The sequence below is a fragment of the Neobacillus ginsengisoli genome (assembly GCF_030813055.1).
In genome coordinates, this window is record NZ_JAUSTW010000004.1 from 16,445 (window position 1) to 28,926 (window position 12,482).

General features: G+C 38.7%; 8 protein-coding genes and 1 pseudogene. 2 read left to right on the forward strand and 7 right to left on the reverse strand.

Annotated features, from left to right (window positions below):
* Positions 1-193: 193 nt before the first annotated feature.
* From J2S10_RS12560 to J2S10_RS12590, 7 genes and pseudogenes are all read right to left on the reverse strand, one after another.
* Positions 194-439: pseudogene (locus tag J2S10_RS12560) on the reverse strand (AzlC family ABC transporter permease); the annotation flags it as partial.
* 592 nt (positions 440-1,031) lie between these two features.
* Positions 1,032-1,931 carry an NAD(P)-dependent oxidoreductase gene (locus J2S10_RS12565; protein ID WP_307408181.1) on the reverse strand — a complete coding sequence of 300 codons (900 nt, stop codon included), beginning with the start codon at positions 1,929-1,931 and terminating at the stop codon, positions 1,032-1,034.
* A gap of 373 nt (positions 1,932-2,304) precedes the next feature.
* Positions 2,305-3,615 carry a nickel pincer cofactor-dependent isomerase, group 22 gene (locus J2S10_RS12570; protein WP_307408183.1) on the reverse strand — a complete coding sequence of 437 codons (1,311 nt, stop codon included), beginning with the start codon at positions 3,613-3,615 and terminating at the stop codon, positions 2,305-2,307.
* Between the two features lie 356 nt (positions 3,616-3,971).
* Entirely contained in the window at positions 3,972-5,297 is a 1,326-nt protein-coding gene (locus tag J2S10_RS12575; RefSeq protein WP_307408185.1) for an MFS transporter, read from the reverse strand.
* A 222-nt stretch (positions 5,298-5,519) separates the two neighbouring features.
* A complete protein-coding gene (locus J2S10_RS12580; RefSeq protein WP_307408187.1) occupies positions 5,520-7,697 on the reverse strand; it encodes a dihydroxy-acid dehydratase domain-containing protein in 2,178 nt (725 codons plus the stop codon).
* A gap of 552 nt (positions 7,698-8,249) precedes the next feature.
* Positions 8,250-9,200, reverse strand: a complete 951-nt coding sequence (locus tag J2S10_RS12585; RefSeq protein ID WP_307408189.1) for a U32 family peptidase — start codon at positions 9,198-9,200, stop codon at positions 8,250-8,252.
* 124 nt (positions 9,201-9,324) lie between these two features.
* Positions 9,325-9,645 carry an IclR family transcriptional regulator domain-containing protein gene (locus J2S10_RS12590; RefSeq protein ID WP_307408191.1) on the reverse strand — a complete coding sequence of 107 codons (321 nt, stop codon included), beginning with the start codon at positions 9,643-9,645 and terminating at the stop codon, positions 9,325-9,327.
* Between the two features lie 458 nt (positions 9,646-10,103).
* On the opposite strand from J2S10_RS12590, the gene J2S10_RS12595 reads away from it, so the two are divergent.
* Together J2S10_RS12595 and gucD are read left to right on the forward strand one after the other, a co-directional pair.
* Positions 10,104-10,994: a fumarylacetoacetate hydrolase family protein gene (locus J2S10_RS12595; protein WP_307408192.1), complete on the forward strand. Its 891-nt coding sequence runs from the start codon at positions 10,104-10,106 to the stop codon at positions 10,992-10,994.
* A 14-nt stretch (positions 10,995-11,008) separates the two neighbouring features.
* Positions 11,009-12,472 carry an alpha-ketoglutaric semialdehyde dehydrogenase GucD gene (gene gucD / locus J2S10_RS12600; RefSeq protein ID WP_307408193.1) on the forward strand — a complete coding sequence of 488 codons (1,464 nt, stop codon included), beginning with the start codon at positions 11,009-11,011 and terminating at the stop codon, positions 12,470-12,472.
* Positions 12,473-12,482: the final 10 nt, after the last annotated feature.

A 12,482-nucleotide genomic window follows, 5' to 3' on the forward strand; every position in this document is an offset into this window, starting at 1 on the left:
ACTCTTTTTCAACATGTTCCTCAAGTTCAATAAAATAATGATCCTTACGATACGACACTGCCTCCATGGTTGCTTATAAATTTGTTCGTAGTATTTTTCCTAAATTTGATTTTCAACAATTTTCTTTTTCACTATTACCTACCCCTTTAATTTGTTAAATGTTTTACTACTTAACCAGCATCGAAATGCACTAAAACAAATGTCGTGCATTCACCATTAAGGTTAGAAAAAGGGCGTTAATCGGATTAAACGCAACAAGCAATAAATTCGCTGCAACAAACTCCATTGATCCTGCAAATATTGTTAAACTCATCAGAATTGGGTAAATTGCACTGAAACCTAATGAATTCATGTAGATTCCATAAGCAATTCCCAAGAATACAAATCCTGCAAAAATGGGGACTGTATATGGGAAAGCCGTACGAAATGCAATCCATATTTGATTTCTCTTTTCATATGATTCACATCCTGAATGGCTAAATTTATTTTAATTTAACATATAAAATCCATACAAAAAACAAGATAATTATATGGATTACAATTATCTTAATATAGAATAAAATTCTCCCATTTTATCAAAATGGGGGTTCTGATAGATGTTTTTCTACATATATAAAACAACTCGTTAAGCCACCTTTTAGAACGTGATAAGAACATTTCTACGATTAAAAAAGAATTAGCGGTCATAAAGACAATAACATAGAAAACAATAATAAAGATAACATAAATTATAAGTTATATATCGAATATATGATATGACATATATGTTATATATATTTTAAAACTATTATTAAATTTAAGTAAGTGGTATCAAGGTGGAGTTGTAAAATAATACGAAAAATAAAATGGCCCCTTAGTGCTGAGCCATTTTATTATATTTATTTCAATAGCTTTTTTCAACAAATGCCCCCGTTTGTTTAAGTGCAATCCTTCATTATCTTTAATTTTATAAAGTAGTTCATCCTTATCTTAGTACAATTTAGTCGTTTGTCTGACAACAGCAAAAGTATTGCTATTGTTTTTAATGATTTTTATATAGTTTGTTTAACTTTTTCAACTTTTACTCCTGCCCATTCTTCGTAGCACTTAATGACTGCGCTCATATCTTCTGAACCATATCCTTTTGCTTTTGCCATTTGGAAGATTTCTTTTGCCAGGGCCAGCACCGGCGTTGAAATTTCTAATTCTTTTGCAACATTTGATGCAAGTCCAAGGTCTTTATGGATAAGTTGCGTCATAAAGTGTGGGGTAAAATCACGGTTGAATACTTTTGAAGCCTTATTATCAACCTGTCCGCTTCTTGCTCCACCGCCGCTCACAACATTTACAAAAATTTCCGGATCGATTCCAGCTTTTGTTGCCATTGTGACTCCTTCTGTAAAAGACAAGAGATTGATCGCAGCCATCGTGTTGTTTGCCAATTTTGTATAAGAACCTTTTCCATTTTCACCCATAAAATAGGCTGCTTGTCCCATTGCTAAAAACAGTGGCATGCATTTTTCATATAAATCTTTTTTTCCGCCAACCATAAAAGTTAAGATCCCTTGAATGGCTTGCGGTTCGCTTCCTGTAACCGGTGCATCCAGCATGTCAACTCCATGTTGGGAAAGTGCAGCTGCTAATTTTTTACTTGTTGAAGGAGATATTGTGCTTGAATCAACCACTATTAATCCCGAATGAACCCCATTTACAATCCCGTTTTCGCCAAGCACTACTTCCTCGACAGCTGCATCTGCTGTCAACATCGTAAAAACGATTTCACTTCGCAATGAAACTTCTTTTGGAGAATTGGCGACGGCTGCCCCCTGCTGTTTTAAAAGTTCTGTTTTTTCTTTTGTACGATTGTAAATTGTTAATTCATATCCCTTTTTAAGCAAATTTTGTGCCATTGGATGACCCATGGTGCCCAAACCAATAAACCCAACTTTCATCAAACATTCCTCCTCAAATACCGAAAATTGAAAAACTATGAATATTATTACTTAAATGGGATGTAATTACATTCTTGAATAACTGGCACCCAATCTTTTTTCGATTACATCACACCCTTTTTCTCCAAAATTCAACTTTTTCAGGATATTGTGCAAATTCATATTAAGCCATACCAGCCACCATCTATAAAGGAAAACAAATAGTGTATCTATCCTTCATTTGCCTTCTTTTTTATTATTTGGCTTTGTTAAACTTGTCTGTTGATTGGCCGAAATAAGCTGGCTTTCCATAGTTCTCTTTCATGCGTATTCCCCCTTAGCTGCATGTTAAATCTGTCATTTTATTGATAAAAAAATGACTGCATTCAACCATTTATCTGCCTTTTGAAATAACTGAGTTGTTTGGTGTTAACAGAGCAGTCTGTGGTTCGCCGTTGATAAAAATCAGGTCACTAGGGTCCAATAGCACCTCAATATTCGAGAGAGATTGCGCTTCGGAAAGCAGCGGTTCACTTATAATTATTTCCGATAATTCCAAGGTGTTTTTAATCCAAACAATTTTATGTTCAAATGGCTTTACACGATTGCACATTTTTACAGCCATTCTTAACGCATCTTCAGATGTTGCAGCAACCATAGGTATTTTAACAGTAGCTGCCTCAGTACTGGTAAAGGCATTCATATACATATATACAAAATTAGTTTTATCGAACAGCTTTCTTGTAGTTACATCAGCCATCCCAACACCTAGCGAATTGCCATGAGATTCTTCTGTGACGTCAAAGATGACACTTTTCTTAAACTCGGGTCCGCCGCTCATATGCTTTCCGAAAAAGAGACCTGTCACGTTCGGGTCTTGGCCGTCACCGCTAATGTTTTTGCCAATTTCTTCAATAACCAGAACATCAAATTTTGGAAAGGGAATGCTGGCCATAATATGCTTTGCTTCCTCCAGCAGGTCCTTTTCCCGTTCCATCGAGATTATATCAACTTTTGGAAGAACTTCGACTTTATATGTTTCATCAAACGCATTTTCTATCACTGAAACTGCGAAAAGCACGTTTGTTTTTTCAGCAACCATACACCCAGCTTTCGGTATCACCTCATGAAAACGAGCAAATCCTTGCATATGGAGGGAGTCAGCACCAATCTGTTTCCCAAGCCCAATACAAAGCATTTTCAGAACTCCACTTTCTATAGGCCCTCGGAAAGCAGTGTGCGGCTTGATTCTTGGAATAATCACGATTCCATCTGCTTCAAGGGCGCTTTTGCAAACATAAATTGGAAATCCCGACTCCAATTCCGCGATTGGCTCAACATCCATAGATGCATAAATAGGAACACCCATTGTTTCTTCGGAAATTCCAAAGCCTGCCAACATTTTCGCTTGACCTTCCGGAGTTGCCCCGCCATGACTTCCCATGGCAGGAATAATAAACGGAAATGCGCCTGCATCCTTTAATGTTTCTACTACTGTTTTGGTAATAAGGGCAATATTGGCTATTCCCCGGCTGCCTACACCGACAGCAATTCGTTTTCCAGCCAAGTTTTGCAAATAAGGTTCCATCTTAGCTCGAACCTCAGCGGGAATGTCTTCTACCTTTTGGGTGTTAAAATGTTGTTTAATTTTTAGAAAACGAGGTAACTCAATTTTGGGAAATTTGCTTAAATCTAGTGATTCCATTATTTTACGCCTCCTCATTTCAATCTGATAGTTAATCCTCAATACATCCAAATCGATATTGTCTTTCATCTTATCGTAGGTTTGTTTATTTGTTTTTCTTTTTCATTTACTATGTATACCGAAGATCCCCCACATTTAAGGCTTCAACTGCAACAGCAACGGAATCTTTTGGATGAATAAGGAGTGCATTCGTCTTAGGTTGGATCTTTCTCTTACTAATTCTAGAAGTCTGTTTTTTGTAAACGTTTAATTTTTTAGTTTATTATATTTAATAAAAGTACGGTGCAAAGTTAATAATCATTTGCACCGTTCCGTCGACTGTTGGGTTTTATTTCATTCTATTATTTCTATTGTGTTTAGTGGTTTTGCTGCACTGACCGTCTATCTAAAAAGGCTGATTTCTTTTGACCATGAGTACCGTTAACAGTGGCTGGAAGTGTAAACACCATCAAGGCACCAGCGACTGAGAAAAGAACTAAAGACCATGAACCTGCATCCTGATTGACGTATTGGACAAGGAAACCAACCATATATGGCCCGACAAATCCACCCAAGTTACCTAAAGCATTAATTAAACCGCGGCCAGTTCCTGCAATTTCTGCTGGTAAAAGCGATGGAGCCAGTGTCCAGAACGGGCCTGAAGGCGCTTGCAAGAATGTTCCAACAAGTACCATAAATGCGTAAGAAACCCAAACGTTACTCCTAGTGAGAATCGCCAATGAAAGGAACACGGCTAATCCAAGTATAGGAAGAGATGTGTAAAGTCTGCGGTTCCCTGTTTTATCACAAAGCGTTGCAAAGATGAATTGCCCAATAATACACATGATATATGGGAAGATACTTAAGAAACCAATCATGCCTATCCCGCTGCCAGTATTAAGATTTTTCAACAAAGTTGGTAACCATAGAGAGAAACCGTAGAAGCCTACTTGCATCAAGAAATAAACAAGAACTAATTTCCAAACATTGATGCTTGCGAAAACTTCTTTCATTGTTACTTTTTTAACTTCGCCAAGTGCTTTAACTGCTGCCTGTTCCGCTGCTAAGTTGGACTCAATATAATCCAATTCTTCTTTCGTGATCCATTTTGCCTCGCGGGGACGGTTGCTGATTAATGGTAACCAAACTGCAAGCAATGCAATAGAAATTACACCTTCAACGATAAATAAATTTCGCCAGCCTGCATATTGAATGAGTAAACCTGATAAAGGTCCATTAATAATATTAGCGATCGCTATGTTCATTGCGAACGCAGCATTTGCACGTGCACGCTCCTTCTCAGGGAACCAGTAGCTGATGATGGTAAGAATAGCAGGATATACCCCACCTTCTGCAACACCCAGTAAGAAACGAATCGTTAATAACTGCCATGTGGAGTGAACAAAACCTGTTAGGGTTGCGGCAAGACCCCAGAAAACGATCGTCCAGGCTATAAACTTTTTCGCGCTGCCGCTTTCAGCGGCATGCCCTCCAGGTATTTGCAAAGCCAAATAACCAATAAAGAAAATACCGGCTGCTAAACCGGATACACTGGCTGCCATCCCAAGCTCTTTACTCATACCTCCGGCAATGGCAAAACTGATATTCGAACGGTCAAGGAAAGCTACAATGTAAACAATTATCGTGGCAGGAATAATATGAAGCCAACGCCCATTAGGAACTTTCGTTTGAGTATTCGGCATAAATTTACCTCCATTATTGGAAAAGTTAATTTTTTTAAGCTTTGTTAATGTGTACTGTTAAAAATTCGGTTTGTAAATGTGCCAACTATTTATTTCATTCAGCATGAAAACCTAATGTCACATTCACTAAAGACTAACAATATAAAATTGGTTTTATCTTCTTTGCTATAATCCCGACAGTACACAGCGCAAATCTATCACCTGCTCCAACCGGAATATAGTCTACAATCTTACTAAATTTTTTTTAGTATGGAAAGAAGGTATTTCCGCATCCTCTTTGACTGCAAGCGGAACAACACCTTCAGATGCATCTGTACATCCGATGAAGCGGTTGGATGCGGCAACAAGACGTTGTCTTTGCTTCATCGCAGCATTTCTTTCTGCTCCAAATTCAGCTCTGTTAGCTGCCAGGTCGCCTTGATAAAGCACTACGTTACCATTAGCAAATTCAGTTGGATCAAGGAGTTCAATGTGTTTTGAACGGAAACGCAGAAGTAACAGGTCGCCCTCTTGTAAGTATAAGAGACCGCCTCCACGATATGCTTCAGGAGTCATATGGCCGATAGCCGCACCATAGGAAACGCCTGAATAACGTCCATCACTGATGAGTGTAGCAATGGATTGAATTTGACGGTTTGCATTAATATGCTGCATTGGTGTAAACATTTCAGGCATACCAAATGCTTCAGGTCCTTGTCCTGAAATAACAATGGTTAGCTTTAAGGTTCTATCCTTAACCATTCTATTAAACAATGCAACGTAATCTAAGCCTTCACTTTCATTGAAAGTTTCCGGTTGATTATGTTTCCACATTTGTAAAAGATGCTCATACCGGAAGCCTTTGCGTTCTCTTAATTCATCTAAAAGATGTTCATTAAGAAGCTGTTCATTAGCTGAACTTTCATTTTCAAAGTATAAAACAAAAGATGCTTTTTCATCAAATTGATCTAATTGTTTCGTAGTCATTCCGCTTATTTTTACAACAGCACTTTCAAAGAAGTTACCGCGTAATACATCTACGCCACTAAATGCACGACGAGGTTTGCTTAAGATGATTTGATTTTCCTTCACGCCATCTGCACTTAAATTTTCTGTGTTGCTAAGTCTTTCTCTCCAGGTTTGCCCTGTTACCGTGATGGCATCTACATCCATTGGCACACCGTTATTGATTAACTCATAGAATAGAGTTTCCATTCCGCGAATTAAGCCAGGGCATGTTTGTTGAGCCAGAACAAAGATATCTCTTCCTTCAGTCAAGCTGTAGCTGAATAAATCCGGAATCGGATGTTCTTGTTGAATTCTCTCTAAATCAAATAGACTGAAATTATATCCTGCATAGACCATCGCACCAACGATGTGCATTATTAAGTTGGAAGAACCTCCACCGGCACTGTGGATACGAATGGCATTGGCAATATTCGCACCGACGATATCCGCTACACCGCACTCTTCCCGGTTGATAAGCGAAAATAAAGATTCGATTGCTGGAGATAATTGTTCTTTCGTTGGAGGTGAAGTCAATAATTCCAAATTAGGGTGAACCATACCGAATCCAGCCATTGCATCACGAGAGCTGTTACCTGTTCCATGGAATGCACATACTCCGCCGGCAGCATCACATGTATGGATGGCTAATTGTTTTTCATATTCTTTATGTTGCTCATGTGTAATAACACCAACATTAACAGCTCTTTCCAGTACGCCTTGGAATTGTGTATTGGAGCTGCATTGTAAAATATAACTTAAAGCATCATGTAAATCATCTGAAATATTCTGATGTCCTATTTCTGTAGCTTTTGCTGCTACTGCACGTAATTCCTCTTGTAAAGCCTTTGGAACTTCTCCACCTCTTAATACATGGGAAGGTGAGAACGTAGCAAAAACCGGAGCTTCACCTCTGCGGCGGCGAACCCGGTCCAGATGTACCAATCCACTCAAAACTGCCAATGGCTGTTTATCACATCCTTGGATCACAAAAGCTCCATGATAGGAATGTGCTTCCATTTGGTTGACAACGATTTCCGCAATTGCATTTCTGCTTTGCAACGAATAAGACATTCCCATATTACTTTGCGCTGTTCCATCACATAGGACAGGTGTACTAAAGTAGAATGGAACACCGCCCTCTTCCCAGATCTTAATCGCAGCCCGTGAGACGGTTTGAATATCTAAAATATGGGCAGGATGATCGGCTGAACCGCCAATGATGGCAATTCGCGGTGCATTTTCTTCAAGACGATTGTAAATTTCCCCTAACGTCCAATCACCTTTTGGTGCTTCATCACCTAAAACCCGTTTTGCGCGGTCCAGTAATCCGGCAACGGTAATCGGTTCGTTTGCTTTCCCTTGAACATTATCGCGATAAGGATTAATTGGATTATTAATTCTAGGTTTTTTCATTAATGCTACCTCCTAAAACGATTGGGCCCCAAACTTTAAAACTCTTAATTTTCTGCCCTCTTAACCTCGCCAACAACTGAAAGGTTTGCGTGATCCAAATAATTGAAAACGGTTTCAAAAGATAATAGCGTTAATCCTATGTCTATGTATCTCGTACGTGTTGAATTGTTTAACGCCTTGGAGAACGGTTATTCATACTAACAGCTGGTTTACTCAGGTGGGTCTTCCTTCTTTATAATTGATGTTCACTGAATGACTATTAGATTAATAACCGTTTCAAAGAAATTGCAAACATTTAAATTATTAGAATATTGCTGAGGACCTAATACCGGTCAAATCACCTCCCCACCAAACATCATGTCTAGGAAAAGTGTTTTATAATATAAAATCATGTTCCGTTGCCAAAGCAAATCTTTCTTATAAACGGTGGCCTAATTCTATTGATATTTGCTTTCCAGCTTCCAACATCATCGGAACGATCTGCTTGGTTTGTTCATTAGATGCTTATATGAAGCTTACTATTTTGAGGAATAGCAGACAATGTTTCTTACATTAAATTGCTGTCGGAACCTTTTTTTCTGCAGGTACACCCTCACGCTTTGTGCACAAATCTGTTGTTTTTAGGTGCGGAGCATACCTTTGAATCATTTCATAACCAATTCTTGCACGCCGTACCCGTTCTTTTGAAAAAGCAATGGAGGTTTCTTCAAGATGTGTACCTGATGGATAAATATTTGGTGCATTTCTCAACCCGAATTTAATGTAAACAGGCGCTGCCACTCTGATAATTTCCGGAATATCGTAATGACGAATAAAACCGCCTAAATCATCAGGGACTTCCACATAAACATCGATTGGTATATCAACAGCTTGCCGGATTGCAGAAAGTTGGGCTAATGTTAAGTCAGTTGGTACATTAAAAGTATCCGCACCAATTCCCTCCATTAATTTGATTGAAACAGGATTCGATTGACCCATTTGCACCGAAATCTTGATAACCAAATCATTTGGAAGTTCACCCAGCTTTTTGAACTCATTAACGAGCCATAAAAGCCCTTCATCTGCAACAAGAATACTGCGCAACCCTGCATCGCAGCCCCGTTTAATATCTTCAATAGCATGAACCATTTGTTCCATGCTTTCAATCCGTTGTCCAAATATTTTACCAGCACTTGAGAATGGCATTGGGTTAATATCCCAGTTTCCCCTAGGTCCTACAAAAAGACTAAGTTCCCTATTTTCCTGTCTTGCCAGATCCACCATTTCACTCAGTTCAGCATCAGTGTAAAGCATAATGCCGCTTCCCTGAGAAATCCTGTGAATCGGTACATCCAGTTTTTCTGCTGTTTGAAGAACGGCTTCGAGTGATTTTACTCCTTCACAACTCGGAATTTCAATTCGGTATTGGGCCCCATCTGCAAACGTTTTTGTTGATGTAGGCAATTCATAATTTTCCTTCGTGATAAACCCCAATGTTTCAATAATTTGCCTCGTTTTTTCCAAGAATACCCCTCCTTATAATTTGTTCTATAATATAAAACCAAGTTTTACATTATTTCTTAATACGATGATAAATTAGGAGAAGCAAAAGAGTCAATAGCTTTCGGAAAATTTTAAAAATTCTTAACTACAGGAAAGAAAACAGCGAACGCGCTTTCGTTAAGCTTATCCAATGTGGTAAATTATTTTCATAATTGTACACTGGGGCTGCAAAACAATAGAATCCAAGCGAACTTTCTTGCTCTTCACAAATGTATCCTGTTTGTTTTGCAGACTCTAATTGCCGCCAAAGTTCATCAATATTTTTTATTGTATAAGGGCTCTTCTGTTCAAGTTCCTTTTCTGAATAAAGTTCCTGAAGCTCATGAAAACTGTATTGAGTTAATTGGATTTTTCCGATCGCAGATGCATGTGCCAAAAATTGCATTCCAGGGTCGGTTACTATCAATTACAGGAACCCAATATCGTTCAGTCACTCGTATCACCCCTTTCGAGTGAATGTAATCTTACCCGACCTCTGCTGTTTCAAATAAAATCAAATTTTGTAACCCTTTTCACATATTCACATCTTGAGGCGTTCTGCTATGTTCTCCCGTTAAGATTTCGGTAAAGAAAATCATCTAAAATATTAATGACAGATATATACAAGTTTTCTGGTATGCACTAGCAAAATTTAAAATATATTCATTGACAATAATGGAAAAGGGTACTAACTTTAATATTAAGCAACTATTGTCCAGGAGTTTTTCTAAGACTCTTCAACTTTTTGAAAACGCTTAAAAATAGAATGATCGAAGGGGGGAGTTTAATTCGTTTTCACCTGCATGTTTAAACACTTCACATAAATATTTTTATAGATTAAAATGAGAACGGAGTTTTATATTATAAAACAAAGGGGATTCTTTAATGAGAATTATTTGCGTTAAACAGGAGGAAAAATCAATCCAGCTGGCTGTACTGACTGACAGTGCCCAAATCTACCTTTTACAATATAAGAGTTTTTTAGAAATGATGAAGGAAGCAGAAATCAAAAATGAGACCTGTTTATCGTTAGTTCAACAGGCCATTCAAGATTCGCTGCCGATCGAAGCAAAGCTGGAAGACCTTACATTGACTTTGCCGATTCAGCCGGAAGAAGTCTGGGCTGCAGGGGTGACCTATATAAAAAGCCGGGATGCCAGAAATTTAGAGTCAAAAGCAACAGGTGAATCTTTTTATGACAAAGTTTATGAGTCTAAACGGCCAGAATTATTTATAAAATCAACCTTACATAGAACCGTGGGACCAGATGAACCTGTTTATATCAGAACTGATTCCAGTTGGCAGATTCCTGAACCTGAGCTGGGACTGGTTTTGAGCAGCAAGGGTGATATTGTCGGTTATACCATTGGAAATGACATGAGCAGCAGGGATATCGAAGGTGAAAATCCATTATATCTCCCGCAGGCAAAAATTTGGAAACATTCTTGTTCAATCGGACCAAGTATTCGTTTAGCTGAGACGGTCGAAGACGCTTATAATCTCGACATTACTTGCCGTATCTACCGAAATGCTGAAATGGTATTTAAAGGCCAAGCCAATACATCGCAATTAAAAAGAAAATATGATGAGTTAGTTTCTTATTTATTACGAGATAATGTGGTATTTGATGGGACCGTGCTACTGACAGGTACATGTATTGTTCCAGACGAAGATTTTACGTTGGCAGATGGCGATGTTATTGAAATTGAGATTTCAGGAATCGGTGTCTTACGCAATCCAGTGCAAATTGAAAAAAATTATTCACTTTTAAATTAAGAGGAGGAATCATCATGAAAACATTATCGCAAGCAAAAACATACTTGAATTATATTAATGGGAGCTGGCAAGCGGCTTCTTCTGAGGAAGTAATTGCAAGCATTAATCCTGCTAATAAGGAAGAAGTGGGATACGTACAAAGCTCAACAAGAGAGGATTTAAATGAAGCAGTCAAAGCAGCCAAGCAGGCTCAAAAACTTTGGAAAAAGCTTTCCGGAGCAGAAAGAGGCAATCTGTTATATAAGGCAGCAGATATGATCGAAAAAAACATCGATGTCATTGCCGAGACGATGACAAGAGAAATGGGAAAAACTTTCCCGGAGGCAAAAGGAGAAACTGCTCGCGGGGTTGCTATTTTAAGATTTTACGCTGGTGAAGGAATGCGAAAAATGGGTGATATCATTCCAGCATCAGACGGTACTGCCCTGCAGTTTAGTAAACGCGTTCCGTTAGGCGTTGTTGGTTTAATTACACCATGGAATTTTCCTTGCGCGATCCCTATTTGGAAAGCAGCACCAGCCCTAATTTACGGAAATACTGTCGTTTTGAAGCCTGCATCTGAAGCAGCCGTAACTGCTGCAAAAGTAGTGGAGTGCTTCGATCTGGCTGGTTTCCCAAATGGAGTTATTAACCTTGTAACAGGTAAAGGATCCGTAATTGGTCAAGGACTTGCCGAGCATCCAGATATCGAAGCTGTATCATTTACCGGATCAAACACTATTGGAAAGCAAATTGGCCAAGCGGCTACAGCACGCGGTGCTAAATACCAGTTGGAAATGGGCGGTAAAAATCCGATTATCATTGCCAATGACGCAGACATTGACCAAGCCCTTGCTGCCGTATTAAGCGGCGGACTAAAATCTACCGGACAAAAATGCACCTGCAGCAGCCGTGTCATTGTTCAAAGCGGTGTATACAATGAATTCAGAGAAAAATTACTTGCAGAAGTGAGAAAGATTAAAGTGGGAAATGGTTTAGATGCAGACACATGGATGGGACCATGTGCGTCTGAATCTCAGTATGGTACGGTAAAATATTATATTCAAAAAGGGATTGAAGAAGGCGCTGAATTACTTATTGGCGGCGACTCCCCAAAGTCTGAGGAACTAAAACAAGGATTTTTTATCAACCCAACGGTATTTGACAAGGTTACTCCAAGTATGACTATTGCCCAAGAGGAAATTTTTGGACCTGTATTGGCATTGATGAAGGTGGAAACGGTTCAAGAGGCAATTGAAGTAGCCAATGATGTTGAATTTGGACTAAGTGCTTCGATCTTTACAAAAGATATAGGCCAAATTCTTACTTTTATTGACGATATTGAGGCCGGCCTTGTGAGAGTAAACTACGAAACAGCTGGTGTTGAATTACAAGCACCATTTGGCGGAATGAAGGCTTCAAGTTCTCATTCACGTGAACAAGGAGAAGCAGCCAAAGAATTCTTTACCACTACCAAAACTGTCTTTATTAAAGGATAACATGGGTATA

Bases quoted from the DNA above. Each gene is read 5' to 3' on its own strand.
- J2S10_RS12565 (WP_307408181.1), bottom strand. From the start codon at position 1,931: ATGAAAGTTGGGTTTATTGGTTTGGGCACCATGGGTCATCCAATGGCA.
- J2S10_RS12570 (WP_307408183.1), bottom strand. From the start codon at position 3,615: ATGGAATCACTAGATTTAAGCAAATTTCCCAAAATTGAGTTACCTCGT.
- J2S10_RS12575 (WP_307408185.1), bottom strand. From the start codon at position 5,297: ATGCCGAATACTCAAACGAAAGTTCCTAATGGGCGTTGGCTTCATATT.
- J2S10_RS12580 (WP_307408187.1), bottom strand. From the start codon at position 7,697: ATGAAAAAACCTAGAATTAATAATCCAATTAATCCTTATCGCGATAAT.
- J2S10_RS12595 (WP_307408192.1), top strand. From the start codon at position 10,104: ATGAGAATTATTTGCGTTAAACAGGAGGAAAAATCAATCCAGCTGGCT.
- gucD (WP_307408193.1), top strand. From the start codon at position 11,009: ATGAAAACATTATCGCAAGCAAAAACATACTTGAATTATATTAATGGG.